The 16,115-nt window shown below is 39.9% G+C and carries 15 protein-coding genes; 7 read left to right on the forward strand and 8 right to left on the reverse strand.

The window, feature by feature from the left end:
* Positions 1–161 precede the first annotated feature (161 nt).
* The 3 genes from WNY79_RS00640 to WNY79_RS00650 all read left to right on the forward strand — a co-directional run bounded on the left by WNY79_RS00640 (position 162) and on the right by WNY79_RS00650 (position 2,040).
* A complete protein-coding gene (locus WNY79_RS00640; RefSeq protein ID WP_294121949.1) occupies positions 162–764 on the forward strand; it encodes a TetR/AcrR family transcriptional regulator in 603 nt (200 codons plus the stop codon).
* A 444-nt stretch (positions 765–1,208) separates the two neighbouring features.
* Positions 1,209–1,592 (forward strand): hypothetical protein, encoded by a 384-nt coding sequence (locus WNY79_RS00645; RefSeq protein ID WP_248518971.1) that lies wholly within the window; start codon positions 1,209–1,211, stop codon positions 1,590–1,592.
* Between the two features lie 85 nt (positions 1,593–1,677).
* Positions 1,678–2,040, forward strand: coding sequence for an MmcQ/YjbR family DNA-binding protein (locus WNY79_RS00650; protein WP_342874813.1), 363 nt, complete (start codon positions 1,678–1,680; stop codon positions 2,038–2,040).
* 375 nt (positions 2,041–2,415) lie between these two features.
* On the opposite strand, the gene WNY79_RS00655 is transcribed toward WNY79_RS00650, so the two are convergent.
* Entirely contained in the window at positions 2,416–2,727 is a 312-nt protein-coding gene (locus WNY79_RS00655; RefSeq protein WP_342874814.1) for an MGMT family protein, read from the reverse strand.
* Positions 2,717–3,613: a LysR family transcriptional regulator gene (locus WNY79_RS00660; protein ID WP_342874815.1), complete on the reverse strand. Its 897-nt coding sequence runs from the start codon at positions 3,611–3,613 to the stop codon at positions 2,717–2,719. The genes WNY79_RS00655 and WNY79_RS00660 overlap by 11 nt, the downstream gene beginning before the upstream one ends.
* 122 nt (positions 3,614–3,735) lie before the next feature.
* Between WNY79_RS00660 and WNY79_RS00665 the strand changes: the two genes are divergently transcribed.
* On the forward strand, positions 3,736–4,818 hold the full coding sequence (locus WNY79_RS00665; RefSeq protein ID WP_342874816.1) for an efflux RND transporter periplasmic adaptor subunit: 1,083 nt from the start codon (positions 3,736–3,738) through the stop codon (positions 4,816–4,818).
* 2 nt (positions 4,819–4,820) lie between these two features.
* Positions 4,821–7,889, forward strand: a complete 3,069-nt coding sequence (locus WNY79_RS00670; protein ID WP_342874817.1) for an efflux RND transporter permease subunit — start codon at positions 4,821–4,823, stop codon at positions 7,887–7,889.
* A gap of 109 nt (positions 7,890–7,998) precedes the next feature.
* Here WNY79_RS00670 and WNY79_RS00675 read toward each other — a convergent pair whose 3' ends face one another.
* A complete protein-coding gene (locus WNY79_RS00675; protein ID WP_010552992.1) occupies positions 7,999–8,331 on the reverse strand; it encodes a PBPRA1643 family SWIM/SEC-C metal-binding motif protein in 333 nt (110 codons plus the stop codon).
* Between the two features lie 242 nt (positions 8,332–8,573).
* On the opposite strand from WNY79_RS00675, the gene WNY79_RS00680 reads away from it, so the two are divergent.
* Together WNY79_RS00680 and WNY79_RS00685 are read left to right on the forward strand one after the other, a co-directional pair.
* On the forward strand, positions 8,574–8,828 hold the full coding sequence (locus WNY79_RS00680; protein WP_165724056.1) for a MetJ regulator of methionine regulon: 255 nt from the start codon (positions 8,574–8,576) through the stop codon (positions 8,826–8,828).
* A gap of 49 nt (positions 8,829–8,877) precedes the next feature.
* A complete protein-coding gene (locus tag WNY79_RS00685; RefSeq protein ID WP_294121888.1) occupies positions 8,878–9,462 on the forward strand; it encodes a hypothetical protein in 585 nt (194 codons plus the stop codon).
* A 190-nt stretch (positions 9,463–9,652) separates the two neighbouring features.
* Here WNY79_RS00685 and rluF read toward each other — a convergent pair whose 3' ends face one another.
* The 5 genes from rluF to glgC form a co-directional block, all read right to left on the reverse strand.
* On the reverse strand, positions 9,653–10,690 hold the full coding sequence (rluF, locus tag WNY79_RS00690; RefSeq protein WP_076924787.1) for a 23S rRNA pseudouridine(2604) synthase RluF: 1,038 nt from the start codon (positions 10,688–10,690) through the stop codon (positions 9,653–9,655).
* A gap of 86 nt (positions 10,691–10,776) precedes the next feature.
* Positions 10,777–11,847 carry a DUF418 domain-containing protein gene (locus WNY79_RS00695; protein ID WP_342875016.1) on the reverse strand — a complete coding sequence of 357 codons (1,071 nt, stop codon included), beginning with the start codon at positions 11,845–11,847 and terminating at the stop codon, positions 10,777–10,779.
* A gap of 30 nt (positions 11,848–11,877) precedes the next feature.
* The gene (locus WNY79_RS00700; RefSeq protein ID WP_290193000.1) at positions 11,878–13,092 is read right to left on the reverse strand and encodes an HDOD domain-containing protein; all 1,215 of its coding nucleotides are present in this window, start codon (positions 13,090–13,092) and stop codon (positions 11,878–11,880) included.
* 89 nt (positions 13,093–13,181) lie between these two features.
* A complete protein-coding gene (locus WNY79_RS00705) occupies positions 13,182–14,717 on the reverse strand; it encodes a glycogen/starch synthase (protein ID WP_342874818.1) in 1,536 nt (511 codons plus the stop codon).
* Between the two features lie 82 nt (positions 14,718–14,799).
* Complete coding sequence (gene glgC, locus WNY79_RS00710) at positions 14,800–16,101, reverse strand: glucose-1-phosphate adenylyltransferase (protein ID WP_024598134.1); 1,302 nt, start codon at positions 16,099–16,101, stop codon at positions 14,800–14,802.
* Positions 16,102–16,115: the final 14 nt, after the last annotated feature.

Consider the following 16,115-nt stretch of genomic DNA (forward strand, 5'->3'; position numbering starts at 1 on the left):
TCGTCTGCACGGTCATTAATGTTTTGTAGTGATCGATACATATTGTATGGATGCATTCTGTACCGATCGATAAAGCAAGTCAACAACGAAATTGACATTTTTTAGTGAATACTACAAAATAGTTATCGATCAATATACTTTAGGTAGGAGCACCATCGGTAATGGCCGGAAGAAAAAGAGCGTTTGACAGAGAGATCGCACTCGATAAGGCAATGCGCATATTTTGGAACAACGGTTATGCAGCTACATCTGTGGCGCATCTAACCTCAGAGCTTGGGATCAATACGCCTAGCTTGTATGCCGCTTTTGGCAACAAAGAGAAGCTATTCAAAGAAGTGATCGTGCATTACATCACGCAATATAGTGACCCGTGTTATCGCCATATCACAGAGCCTTCAGACGCGCCTTTCATAGAAAGGTTACGAGCGTGTTTCTATGAGTTGATTCAAGAGTTTTCAGATGCTGATACCCCGCTGGGGTGTTTATTAGTAAAAAGCGTCAATGAGTCTGACAGCGTTGCCTTTCCTGAAGAAGCGACGGTGTACATCAATCAATTTGGATTGAAAACCCAAAACTTGATCACTACCTTGATCGAGTCTGAGGGTGTAATAACTGAGTCTGAGACCGCAGAACTGCAGACAAAATACCTGCTATCGGTTCTTTATGGGCTTTCTACTCAGATTCGAGCGGGTGAGTCACAGCAAGTTGCAGAATCGGTCATGGACTACGCACTCAATTCGATACAGACTAGCAGCGGTCAGTAATACTATTGTGGTGACGATGCCATTTCACTTAAACCAGTAATATCCGCCATATCTGTTGCAACCACGCCAGGGTGAACATTCCGTATCGATCACTAAGTAATGTCAACGCTATAACTAAATATTTTTTAGTGAACGATGCAGAATTACTTCGAACAACCCTTTCATTTGATTGGGGAGAGAAAGGGTAAAGGAGTTTGTGCCGCTTATTGTGATGGTGAGTATCGCCGTTTGAGTCTTGTTGTAAGTGGGCAAACTCTTTTTTTGTTGTTCTGGTAAATGACAGAGCATAAGCGAATTCTTCATGCAGTCTGTGTGATTGATTTGCAACGAGGATAAGGGGTGAAACCTATTTTGTAGTAATCGCTAAAAAATATTGACATTACTTACTGATCACTACAAAATAAATCCTAGTCAACCGATACATTCAAATGATTGAGTAGAGATATGTTTAAGAAGTTTGTACAAATTACCGCCATTTTTAATTTTCCTATCGCGATTGGGATAATGATCCCTGAGCTTCTTTCTCCTAAGCCAAGTTCATTCATTGTTACTCTTGTGCTCGCTTCGTTCTTAATATGTATCGGGGCAGCATTACTTTGGGCTGTCTCAGATTTACCTAGACGTGCTCCAATTATTGTCTGGAATGGCCTTGTTCGACTTTTCGGCTTCTTCGTTGTCAGCTATGCCGCTCTGCTTGGTATCGCGCCAATGGCATTTATTCCTATTTCATTAATGGATCTGCTCGCTGCCACAATCTACATAATCGGAAGTTCAAAAATAACGGGGATCCCAGTTATGTCTCTGATTTTAGGAAAGTCCGCTTCTTAAAAGCTTTCGCCTTTTCACTTATAAAGCCAATGTAGCTAAAGTGAGCTAAGTAGCTTAAAAAGCATCAGATAAGGAATACAGGGGTATGAAACACGATGAATTCAATCAATTTTGTGAAGCTTTAAAATCCTCAACCTATGTCATGCAATGGGACAACTCACATGTGTGGAAGGTGGGAGGAAAGGTGTATGCGATTGGCTTTACTTTAAAAGGAGGCACGGCAGCATACACATTCAAAGCATCGAACCTGAATTATGAGTTTTTGTGTAACCATGATGGCTACCGCCCTGCTCCATACTTTGCTAGTCGAGGGATGAAATGGATCCAGCAAACCGATACCGACGGAACGCTTGATGAAGAGCTGAAGTATTACCTGTCTGAATCCTATCGAATAGTTTCCTCAGCGCTAAGCAAGCGAAAGCAAGCAGAGCTTGGTTTACCTCAATGATAAAAATGCACTTGGACGATCTAACCATAATAGCTCGCTAAAGTTGCTTGCGGATTAAGTGTGTACATCAACTGTTAAACTATGCGTGTAACACTTCTGTCATTGGTCGTATTTCAAGAAGAAGCCGAACCATGAAGCTGGATCGGTATATCTACTTTTACCCGCTTATACTTGCAATTTCACGAGAGTCGTATGGTTAAGAGCTTGATGTGAACACATCAATCAGAAAGCTGTTTTACAAGCTCACTCATTAGTAATTGTAGGCGTATTCCTGAATGAAAAACACACTATTCTGTTGCGCAAACTCATAATGGGGCAGAAACGAGTTACATCTTAATGTCCTCAATTGGCAATTACCTGCCCATAATAGTTATATCACTCCCACCGGCACTCGCGCATATTCACTTTGTCGTTTTTAAACAATACGCCTTCTGATAATAGCTTTTCGCGTTGTTCTTGGTATTTTTCGCTACCTGCAGGGAATGATATTTTACCTTGGCTATTCACTACCCTGTGCCAAGGTATAACTGAGTCGTTTGGCATCACTTTTAATAAGCGCCCCACCAAGCGTGAGTTTTGCGGATAGCCCGCAAGCGCAGCAACTTGCCCATAGCTTGCTACTTTGCCTATTGGTATGCCTGCGATAACAGTATAAATAAGTGTTTCTTTATCAATATCAGCGTTCATTTAAATACGCCTCACTAAGTACTTTAAATTGCTCCCAAATAGTACGCGCTACAGGGCCGTGGTGCATTGCATGTTGCCTAAAGGCTCTAATTTGCGCGCTAAACTTATGCTCTCGGTCAGTTATGTGTATTTCTTGAAGTAAGCCTGCTTTTATTTCAGAGTCGCAGTGCTCTAGGCTCATCATTGCCCAACCAGCACCTGAGAGTAAAAACGATTTTAAGGTCGATACATCATCAATTTTCATCATGGCGGAGCCTTTTGAGTACGATAGCCTGTCGCTGTCGATACTCAAGTCACTTTCAAACATGGCTAAACACGGATACGTTTGCAGTTCGCTATAGGTGAGCCTTTGAGGAAGTACGCCTTTAGCGCTTACAATGCCAATAGCAAGCTTGCCAATTGGTACACTTTCTAAGTCGCCTGTTGCATGAAATAAGTCAAACCACGGGCCAATGCCTAATTCGGCTTGCCCACTGTTTACTTGCTCTAATGAAATAAAGCGTTTTCCGCTTGTTAAGCTAAATTCGGTACTAGTAAACAACCTAAAAGTATTACTTATGATCTCATTGTAACTTTGCATATGGCACAGTTGTTCGTAACAAATTCTAAATTGAGGCTCATTGCCTAATGCTAATTCTTCAGCAAGTTGTGCCAGCTCGTCGTTGGCATGCAGGAGCTGCTTCGCTTCGCGGTGAAAAATACGCCCTTTTTCAGTGAGCTGTAATCGGTATTTACTTCTGTCTAGTAACTCAAATCCTATTTTGGCTTCTAAATTTTTAATGGCGAGAGTAAGCGCGGGCTGCGTTTTATGTAGCTTTAGTGCTGCTCCGCTTAAGCTTGCGCTTTGCACTATGGCATCTAAAATTATTAATTGATTCAGCTTCATATACCGCTCTGCAACATTATAAGTAAAACTTATTGAGTTTCTAAAATTTAATGATTTTTATTTTATATGTTTGCAGCGTATGCTGCACTTAATTATTTTGCCATCATTGCAACGGAGAAGACATGAAACTCTTTCGTCTATGTTTATTAACAACGACCTTACTTAGCTTAATAGCCTGTTCTGAGCCAGAACAACAAGTTAAAGAAGAGCCTATTCGCCCTGTTAAATTATTCAACATAGGTCATGATACGCAAATTAACATTCGTAGTTTTCCTGCTGAAGTTGTTGCAAACCAAGGCTCTTACCTTGCATTTAGGGTAAACGGCGAACTTGTTAAGTTTCCTGTGCTTGCTGGTGAACACGTTGAAAAAGGTGATTTATTAGCAAAACTAGACCCAGAAGATTTTCAGTTACAGTTTGACGAACGTAAAGCACGCTTTGAGCTGGCAAAATCACAACTTGGCCGAATTGAGCAATTGTTTGAGAAAAAAATCACCAGCCAATCAGAATTAGATGAAGCCACTGCCAATATGCAAATTGCTGAGTCTGCATTTAAAATTGCACAAACAAACCTTGAGTACAGCGAGCTACGCGCGCCATTTTCAGGCACTGTCGCTAAGGTGTTTGTTAAAAACTTTGAAAATATTCAAGCAAAGCAAAATATATTACGCTTAGAAACACGCGATTTAATGGACGTAGAAATTCAGGTTCCTGAAAAAATAGTCGCTCGCTTTAAAAAAGGCACCGATTACCACCCTACTGTAAAGTTTGATGGCTTTGACGATAAAGAGTACATACTTGATATTAAAGAGTGGGATACCCAAGCAGATCCTGCAACACTTACTTATAAAGTTGTATTTTCGCTACCAGTACCTGAGGACTTTAATTTACTCGCAGGTATGACGGGTAGTGTGCTTATTGATTTAAGCAAAGTAACGCGCTCACAAGTTGCCTACACAATACTACCTATCGAGTCGGTGTTTTCTGAGCCGCAAGAATCAATTGAAGATAACGCCTACGTATGGCTTTTTAATTCAAAAACTAGCCAAGTGCATAAACAAGCTGTAAAGGTTGGCCAGTTGCACCGCGATGGTATTGAAGTGTTAAGTGGTATTAAAGAAGGCCAAATTGTAGTTTCAGCCGGTGTGCATTCACTAAAAGAAGGCATGAAAGTAAGAGCATGGAATAAAGAGCGAGGCTTATAATTATGAGCTTTGCACAACTCTCCATAGAGAAAAAAGTAATCAGTTGGATGTTTACGCTGCTGCTATTAATTGGCGGTAGTGTTTCGTACTTTGATTTAGGGCAACTAGAAGACCCTGAGTTTACGCTTAAAAAAGCCATGGTTATTACCATGTACCCTGGCGCTTCGCCGCAGCAAGTTGAAGAAGAAGTTACTTTTCCTATTGAAAACGCGATTCAGCAACTCCCTTATGTTGATTACGTTACGTCTATTTCATCTAACGGTAAATCACAAATTTCAGTAGAGATGAAAAGCAATTATCGTAAAGAGCAGCTTCGCCAAATTTGGGATGAAATGCGTCGTAAAATTAACGACCTTTCTCCGTCGTTACCCAGTGGTGTTTATCCTAGTACTATTTTGGATGACTTTGCCGATGTTTACGGTGTTATGTATTCGGTAACCGGTGATGGCTACTCGTATGATGAGCTTAAAGATTACGTCGATTTTTTAAAGCGTGAGCTGGTATTGGTTAAAGGCGTTAGTAAAGTAACCGTTGCGGGGCAACAACAAGCGCAAGTAATGGTTGAAGTTTCTACGCGTAAACTTGCTCAATTAGGTATTGCGCCAAGCCATATATTCCAGTTATTACAATCGCAAAACACGGTATCTAACGCGGGTAAAATTCGCGTGGGCGATGAGTCAATTCGCTTGCACCCTACTGGCGAATTTAAAGATGTAAAAGAGCTCGAAACCTTATTAATTTCAAAATCAGGTGCCAATGAGCTTATTTACTTAGGCGATGTAGCAAAGGTTTACAGAGAGTACGCAGAAGTACCAAATAACATTATTCGTTATAACTCTCAGCAAGCTTTACTTATTGGCGTATCGTTTATGTCGGGTGTTAACGTGGTTGATGTGGGTAAAAACATAGATGAGCATTTAGCATCACTTGAATATCAACGCCCTCATGGTATTGACATAAATTCTGTATACAACCAACCACAAGAGGTTCAAAAATCGGTTGATGGTTTTATTATCAGCTTACTTGAAGCCATTGCGATTGTTATTGTTGTACTACTGTTATTTATGGGTCTAAAAAGCGGCATTTTAATTGGTGGTATTTTACTGCTTACCGTACTGGGTACGTTTATATTTATGAAGTTGTTTGCTATCGACTTGCAACGTATATCGCTTGGAGCACTTATTATTGCTCTTGGTATGCTGGTTGATAACGCAATAGTCGTCACCGAAGGCATACTTATAAACCTCAAACGTGGCCAAACAAAACTCAAAGCGGCTGTTAATATTGTTGAGCAAACAAAATGGCCTTTACTAGGTGCAACAGTAATTGCAGTCACTGCCTTTGCGCCAATTGGTTTAAGCTCTGATGCCAGTGGTGAATTTGCCGGTAGCTTGTTTTGGGTGTTGTTTATTTCGCTTTTATTAAGCTGGATAACAGCCATAACATTAACGCCATTTTTTGCCAATTTAATGTTTAAAGAAAACGAATTTAAAAACGAAGAAGGCCAAGAAGATGAAGACCCGTACAAAGGTTTTATTTTTAATGGTTACAAAGCGATTTTAGATTTAGCGCTGCACTTTAGAAAAACCACGCTTATATTAATGGTTGTTTTGCTGTGTACTGCGGTTGTTGGTTTTGGCTCTGTAAAACAGTCGTTTTTTCCTGCCTCTAATACACCTATGTTTTATGTAGATTATTGGCAAGAGCAAGGCTCTGATATTCGCTCAACCCTTGAGGGCGTTAAAAAACTTGAAGAGTTTTTGCAAAAAGAAGACCTTGTTGAAGAAGTGACAAGTACTACAGGCCAAGGTGCACCGCGCTTTATGCTTACCTACGCGCCTGAAAAATCATATCCCGCGTATGGGCAATTAATTATTCGTGTTGCCGACAGAGAAGCCGTAGCAACTGTAATGCAAACAGTGCGTGATTACTCAAGCAATCATGCACTCTCTGCACAGCTTAAAATTAAACCGATGGAAATTGGCCCTTCTACTGATGCAAAAATAGAAGCGCGTTTTTCGGGCCCTGATCCTGTTGTTTTAAGACAACTCGCCGCTAAAGCCGAAGAGCTGATTGGTGAAGACGAAGGCGCATATAATATTCGTGATGACTGGCGCGCACGTACCAAAATGATTCGCCCGCAGTTTAACGAGCAAAAAGCACGTCGATTAGGTATTAGTAAATCAGACTTAGATAATGTGTTGCTAACGAGCTTATCGGGTAAACAAGTGGGCGTATATCGCGATGGTACACAGTTACTACCTATTATTGCTCGCTCTCCTGCTAACGAGCGCTTAAACGTAGAAAGCGTACACGACCTTCAAATATACAGCCCAGTTCTTGGTGTATTTATACCAGTGACCCAAGTTGTAGACGAATTTGATGTGCAGTGGGAAGACAGCTTAATAATGCGACGCGATCGCAAACGAACTATTACAGTAATGGCCGATCACAATGTATTAGGGGATGAAACACCCGCTAAATTATTTGCACGTATTCGCGGCCCAATAGAGAACATGGAACTACCACGTGGTTACCAACTTGAATGGGGCGGCGAATATGAGTCATCAAGCGATGCTCAAAAAGCAATATTTGGCTCATTACCACTGGGTTATTTAGCTATGTTTGCAGTTACCGTATTACTTTTTAACTCGCTCAAACAGCCACTTGTTATTTGGGCAACTGTGCCTTTGGCTATAATTGGTGTAAGTGCAGGCTTATTAGCGATGAATGCGCCGTTTAGCTTTATGGGGCTACTTGGTTTGTTAAGCTTAAGCGGTATGCTAATTAAAAACGGTATTGTATTAGTTGATCAAATAAACCTTGAATTAAGGGAAGGTAAATCGCCCTATGAAGCCGTGTTTGACTCTGGTGTGAGCCGTGTACGACCAGTTGCAATGGCAGCTATAACTACTATTTTGGGTATGATTCCGCTGTTATTTGACGTGTTCTTCCAGTCAATGGCGGTAACAATTATGTTTGGTTTGGGCTTTGCTACAATTTTGACTCTAATTGTAGTGCCGGTACTGTACACCGTGATATTTAGAATTGATTACGAGCCTCGTAAGTAGTTAAACATATAATTGGTTAACATTAAAAAATGCCACAGGTTCAAAATCCTGTGGCATTTTTATTTAATACCGATAAAAAAGAAAGGCTACATATTTAGTTGTTAAGAAACTAACCGCAACACTTTTTATATTTTTTGCCACTACCACATACACAAGGTGCGTTACGCTCTGGTACTTTATCAAATACTTGTGGTGTGGATTTACTAAGCGCAAAGTCTAGTTCGCGAATATCTTCTGGTACGTCTGCTTTAACTTCAATTGAAGCAAACAGCGAATGCTCTTCTAGTATGGCTTCTATTTCTGATTGTCGTTCAGCTGAGTTTACAATTAGCGTTAACGGGTGTAACTCTGTGCCTACCTTTGCGGTACGATTTGGCGCAAATCCATTACTGTTATTTTTACCCATTATGTCGGGCTTACCCATAAAGAAAAATTTTGACATGTTACTTCTATAACCTTTCTACATTATTAAGACGGCGCATCTTAACAGCTTACCCAACATATAACTAAGGTGTACTTGCTAATGCACAATATAAATCAAGCTTTAGCGTATATACGCCTAATATAGCGACATAATGAGGACATTTAATGGATTTAGGCAAAATTTGAATTCGAAATATAGTAAAATTATACTAGCTAGACTCAGTGGCGTTTTAATATCTAACTCAATATTATGGAAAAGCCTTGGAAAACTTTAAAATTGCACTACTAATAGCGGGCAGCCTTTTTATACTTTTTGGTTATTTACGCTTTATAACTGATGAAAATGGTAACGTGAACTTAAACAACTACCGATTTACAGGAGGCTTATTGCTGGTAGTTTCCGGCATGGTTGATGGTACACGCGATATAGCTAAACGCCTGCGCTCTAAAAACGCATTATCGGCGATTGCAATTTATTTAGGTATACTCTTATTTTACATTGGTTTTAGCATTTAAGAGCTAATTGAGGCTTTATACAAAGCAACACTTTATAAGCGGATAACCTGTGACCTTTAAACAACTATTCAATAGCGCTCTGCTATTTTTAGCAACGGCTCCCCCACTTGCTTTACTTGCATGGGATGAACAAGCCGATCCCGCTTTTATCCCCAGTGGTATGTACGACACTTTAACGTTTACGTTATTTCCTATAATGACGATAGTGCTGTCGGTAGTTTTATTTAGGCACTTATATAAAAAGTATAATAGTAACTTTGAATTTAAACATACGGTCAAAGATTATATTGATGTGCATGGGAAGTTCCGCAGCGCATTTATACCACTGTTTTTGCCTATTTTAATTTACTTATGGTTGTGGACGTCGGTATGTATTTCAGCAAAGTTACTTGCCAATAAATACAGCGACAATATATGGCAGCAAGAATATCAATTACTTGAAGTAGGCACTTGCCCAACTGATTATGAATACAGTTGCTCAAAACTGACTGTGCTTGACTTAAAAAGCTACAGGAAACACAGTTTTAGATGGTATTTAGATAAGAGTAAGTTGGTGAGCTTGCAAAATAACAATATAAATTTAGTGGGCGTTAAAAGCCCACTGGGTAATATAGTACAAGAAATACAGTGGTAGTGATGAATACCAATCCGCAATAATACTTGATCAATTTGAGGGCTTAAACCTGACGCTAACTGTGTTAAAAATTTCTGATATAGAACAACTAAATAACGAAATTTTTGCCTTGTTATCGACACGGTTTTCTTACCTCAAAATAGCTCAATTAATTAAGCAGATTGGTATAATACCATCATTTAGCAGCACACTATTTTTTTAGGCTGAGAATACGGCCTGAGCTTGGTTTTGAGTCTGATTTAGCATTAGACGATTTGTTTTCTTTAATGCTTTTTGGCTTACCCACATACGTTGTAGAACGCTTTTGGTAAGGAGTATTAGTTCGCTCATTTTTGCGCTCTCCGTTAGCATTGCTACGCTCAGAGTTACGATTTGTGTTTCGCTCATTACTACGCTCACTATTTCGATCACCATTATTAAAGCGTCGTGGGTTTTCGCCCTGAAAATCACGTTTTTTAGGTGCTAAAGGTGCATTATTTTCTGATTGCTTATTAGCATCAAGCGAGTGCTCTTGGGTTTTACCTGAGTCAGAAATCGAATCGTTTATTTGCGCCATTTCAATATCTGATAGATGACGCCACTGCCCTACTTTTAAACCTTTAAGTGTTACGTTCATTATGCGCGTACGTTTTAAGGTTACAACTTCGTAGCCTAAGTATTCACACATGCGGCGTATTTGACGGTTTAAGCCTTGGGTAAGTACTATTTTAAATTCTTTGGGACCGCTTTGCGTCACTTTACATTCTTTAGTGACGGTATCTAAAATAGGCACGCCATTCGCCATTTTTGTAACAAACTGACGATTAAGCGGTTTATCTACCGTAACAACGTATTCTTTTTCGTGATTATTGCCAGCACGCAAAATTTTATTAACGATGTCGCCTTCGTTAGTTAAAAATATAAGCCCTTCAGACGGTCTATCTAAGCGCCCTATTGGGAATATGCGCGTTGGATAGTTAACTGCTCGTATAATATTACTTTGAATTTTACTTTCGGTAGTACACGTGATGCCAACGGGTTTATTGTAGGCAATGTAAACGCGCTTTGGCGTGGCTTTAAGAGGCTTACCATCAATTAATACAACATCGGTAGCGGCTACTTTTACGCCCATTTCTGGTGAGTAGCCATTAACGCTGACACGACCTTGCTCAATATATTTATCGGCTTCGCGGCGTGAACAAAATCCTGTTTCACTAATAAATTTATTTAAACGTTTTAATTCGGTCATGGCACTTATAGCGTAGTAATTTTTAAGGCGAGTAGTGTAAACCACCCACACTATTTTTTCGCCCCTAATTTACTATTTATAGGTATTTAAGCATTAATTTTTGCTTTCGTTAATTTACGCCATACACATTCAAGCGGGCCTTGATTAAAATAGCGACTGTATAAAAAGGTAAATATGAGCTGCAGCGCAACTAATGCCGATGCAACTAACCAATAGTCAATACGATCAAAACTGAGCACCCAATGCGTAAATAGCACTTTATATAACAATAATTGCACGAGAGTTTGGCTAATATATAAAGTAAATGCTAAGCGCCCTGCTTGTTGAATAAGTGTGCCAACGTGTGCGCTGTTACTGCAAAATTTAACAATTAGATGAATATACAGCGTAGCCATAGTCAGGGCTGCAAACATATTTACAAACTCTTGCACCCCATACCCTAAGCTGCCATCAAGCTGTGATGCATAAAGCCTGATTCCACAAAAAACAAGGGCCATTACACCGCAAACTATTAATTGCTGAGTAGTTAAGCCTTTACTAAAAACGTCTTGTTTATATAAATAAATGCCAATGAGCATAAGACCCACGCACATCCACATTGTCATTATTGGCACCATAACAAGCATCAATGTGTTCATAGCGAGGTTACTAATAAAGTAATCAATATAGTGTGGGTTATATAAATCTATAAACTGTGCGGAATCGCGGTAAATCACTTCATCGGGTACGCTAGATACTATAAGAAAAGTAGCTACCCCCGATAACAAAATAAACTCAAGTCCTCTTTTTAAAAGTACGCTGTTATCACTCTCTAAATATTTAATAACAAACCAGCCAGATACACCGTAAACAAATAAAATATCACCTGCCCAAAGTAAAAAACCATGTGCTAACCCAAAGAGGATTAACCAATAAAGTCTGCTTTTTAACTGCAATTCAGACTTATAACGTTGCCACTGAATGTAAAGCCCGGCACCAAAAAGCAAACTAAACAGCGTTCTAAAACGCCCGTCTACAAACACGCTGCTAAAGGTATGAATAATTGAGTCGCTAACAGGAGGATTAGTTAAGGAGGTATATCCGTATTCAAAAAGGCCGAAGGCGTAAGCATTCATGTAAACTAGGCCAAGCACGGCAACGCCGCGAATAAAGTCCATATTATAATTGCGCATTAAAGCTATTATCCGTTAAATATTGTTCTTATAACTGTCAGCCCAATCGACCGACTGCTGGTAAAGTGGAGGTAGTATAGCACTATCTATATTTAGCAAAAGTACGGCTTGCTCAAGTGCCCACCAGCTTCCTGTTTCGTATGCTTTAACAACATTTAAAATATAATACAGTGTGTTTTTGTCCCCTAATAATGCCGTTTTTATTTCATCAGGAAAAGGTAGCTTTTCAACAAGCAAGCTCATGGGTTGATCAAGGATTGCATCGAGCAACGAAAATAACCCAGTTAAAAATGCTTCGCCTGACTGGCTCTTATTAACCTTTTTTGCCAAAAGCTCACAAAAGCGAGCACGTACAACACACACTTGCATTAGCTCTGCAGGTTTTTTACCTGCGGTATGAGCAGTAACAATAAGGCTGACAAACTTTTTAAGGCGTTCATGCCCTAAATACACAAGCGCTTGCTTCAATGACGATATTTGGCTTTGTATAGGAAAAACGCCACTGTTAATTAAACGCAGCAATTTATATGCTAGTGCAGCATCAAGCTCAAATAGTCCAGATATAGTTTTTATATCTGGACTTGTTTTCATTATTTCGGCGTAAATAGCGACAACTAAACCATAGTTATAGTCAATGTCGTTTTGCTTTATCATGGTGGGTTTTGCAAAAAAATAGCCTTGAAAATAATCAAACCCCATATCAAAGGCTAGCTTATAGTCGTCTTGTGTTTCTATTTTTTCGGCAAGTATTTTTATTTGTTTATGTGTTTGTAACTTATTAATTATGGGTTGTATTTCACTAAGAGGTGTAATTGCAATATCAAATTTAATGAGCTTCACAAGCTTTAAAAAACGATCCCACTGTGGTTTATACACAAAGTCATCGAGTGCGAGCTTATAGTTACTGTGAAATAAGCCTCGGCATAGTTCATAGTTGTCGTCGGTAGGCTCAATGCTTTCGAGCAACTCAATAACAACATCTTGGCATGGTAAAAAAGCACATAAATCGAGTTTTAATGATTCAGGCCCTATATTAATAAGTGCCTTTTTGCCTGATGTAATATGGCGTGTGCCTAAATTTAATTGATTTTCCATAATAAGCCTTGCTGTTGCTTGGCCTTCGGCAATATCTGGAAAATAATTTTTAGGACTATCACGAAAAAGTAGCTCATAGGCTACTACTTTTTTACTTCGATTGAATATTGCTTGCCTTGCAACAAATACAGACACATTACCTACTTCTTAGTTTTTATATAATACTAAGTAATTAAACCCTAAGCAGGCACAATTGTCACTAAACTTTGCAATACAGTAACGATTTACCGGTATAAGGTTGTTATATAATCAGCTGCCACTTGCGGCCACGAAAAACGCATTTGCTCTGCGCTGTGCTTAATTTTATGCCACTTTTTAGGATTCTGCTTTTTAATTAAGAGAGTTTCGTCTAAACAGCTAATTAAATTACTCGTTTGTGTTGCTAACGTGTCGCCATTAAAGCTAAAACCATTTTCATGATGTTTTACCGTGTCTTTTAATCCGCCAACACTGTGTACTAAACAGGGTTGTCCGGCACGCATTGCTAGCATTTGGCTAATGCCACAAGGTTCAAACGAGCTTGGCATTAAAAATAAGTCACCTAGTTGATACATTAAATCGCCAACACTTTGACCATAACCCTTCAAAAATAAAAGATTAGAATTACGCGCCATTGCTTTGGTAAATATGCTTTCGAGTTCTTTGTCACCCGAACCTAAAACAATGAGTCTGCCGTTATATTCATTAATAACTTGGCACACTTTATCAATAGCTAAAGCTCCATTAACTTGCTGGCACAATAACAACACTTTTTGCTCTGTAAGTCGGCCAACGCTTGTGACTAATGGGCCATTATTAATCGTTGCTTTAAATTGCTGTAGTCGTTGGTGGGCAATATAGTAGCCGGTTTGTAACTGCTCGCTATTTGCCATCCAAGTAAATAAAGTGTTCTCGGCTTGGCTATAAAAATCGGCGAGGGTTGCTCCTTCAAGTGCATTGCTTGGATATTCGCAGCCATTTAAAATACCGACAAGCTTACCTTGGCTTGCTGCATTTTGCAGATCTTGCTCAAGCCCTTCGCCACCAAAAAAACCATGCTCGTAATTACTAGGTTCAAGAACCTCTTGGCTGTAGGTTGGTGATACAACATGTATTTTATCGCACAGATTTATTGCACTGCGCATAGGGTTAAAGCAATGCGGATAACGAGGGTCACATAGTTGCTGGCCATTATAGCTAAGTGACGGAAACCACGCCTCTAAGCTTGAGTCGTCGTGTTTAAAAGGTCTTATACCTTGCAGTGCAATATTATGCACTGTGTAGGCAATGGGTAAGGTATTAAGTGAGCTATAACGTGGCTCAAACTTAAGTAAAACTGCAACGCAGGCGCTGTGCCAATCATGTAAATGTAGCGCTGTAGGGCGCTTTAATACACCTTGTAATAATGCTTCGCAGACAGCTGCATTAAATAAAGCAAATTTTGTCGCATCAGTTGCAAAAGGCCTCCCCGGTGCATCATTACAATATACACTGCCTGATTCACTAAATAGCGGGTGGCTAATAACAATTTGGCTTACATTATTTTGGGGTTGTTGTACTTTAAAAACTGTTAATACATGCGGTTGAGCATTAAATGCAACGGTTACTTCACCTATATAAATACGCTCAAGCGGCTCAAACCCGTAGTCAGGAATAACAACGTCAACCGTTATACCTTGCTTTGCGAGCGCCCTTGGGGCATCGCGTACTACATCTGCCACACCGCCTACTTTAGCGCCTGGTAACGCGTCATTTTCTGCTGCAACCATTAATACATGCATTAAATTACTACTTCCTTTAAACCTGTGTGGGCTTGCTCATGAATGAGCAAGCTTTGTTGTCGTGCTTAATTTTTAACGTATTTTACGCTAGCTTTTTATTCTCACGCGCTTGGCGCTCTAACTTTTTTGCAAGCTCAGTGAGCATATCACGAGTAACAAGAACGATGCCTTTCTTAGATACCCTAAAGCCGTTTTCTTCATCTGTTTTAGGGTCAAAGCCTATTTCAAGGCCTGCAGGTATTTCACAGCTTCTGTCTATTATCGCACGCTTAATTTTACAACCTCGGTTTATAACTGCACCTGGTAAAATTACCGACTGCTCAATGGTACAAAATGAGCGAACATGCACATTAGAAAACAAGAGGGATTTTCTAACTGCGGAGCCTGAAATAATACACCCACCCGACACAGTTGAGTCCAAGGCCATACCGCGTCTATCATCGTCATCAAAAATAAACTTAGCAGGTGGTAGCTGCTCTTGATATGTCCATATTGGCCACGTTGGGTCGTATAAGTCGAGTTGTGGCTCTGGCATTACCAGTTCCATATTAGCCTCCCAGAACGAATCTAGTGTACCTACATCACGCCAATAAGGTTGCCCTTCTTGATTTGGATCTCTAAATGGGAACGCAAATACATTATGCTCTTCTATAATCGCGGGGATAATATCGTGACCAAAATCTCGGCCAGAACCTTCATTTTCAGAATCTTTTTTAAGTTGCTCAAACAAAAATTCAGTATTAAAAATGTAGTTTCCCATTGATGCTAAACATGTACCTGGCTTGCCAGGTACAGAACTCGGCATTGCTGGTTTTTCATCAAAACGGCACACTCTATTTTCTTCATCAACGGTCATTACACCAAATGTGTCTGCAGCTTCTTCAACAGGCACTTCAATACAACATACCGTCATATCAGCCCCTTTTTGCACATGTTCAGCCAATAAAGCGCCATAGTCCATGCGGTACACATGATCTCCAGACAAAATCATCACATATTTAGGGAGTTCGTGGCGAATAATATCTATGTTTTGAAAAACAGCATCGGCGGTGCCACAGTACCAATCATCACCTTGGCGCTGAGATGCAGGTAGTATTTCAACCGACTCACCCAGCTCTTTTTTAAAGTGGCCCCAAGCTCGGTTTACATGTCGTATTAATGAATGCGACTTATATTGTGTGGCAATACCAACGCGTCTCACGCCCGAGTTAATGCAGTTTGATAGTGGAAAATCGATAATTCGATGTTTACCACCAAAGTAAACTGCTGGCTTTGCTCGCCAATCGGTTAGCTCATGCAGGCGAGAACCGCGTCCGCCTGCCAGTATTAACGCGTAAGTTTCTCTGGTTAGGCTACTTATGTAGCGATTTGCATAATTGGGCATAATACTCTCTCCAT

This window comes from Pseudoalteromonas sp. AS84 (assembly GCF_038900255.1).
In the GTDB taxonomy this organism is placed as follows: domain Bacteria; phylum Pseudomonadota; class Gammaproteobacteria; order Enterobacterales; family Alteromonadaceae; genus Pseudoalteromonas.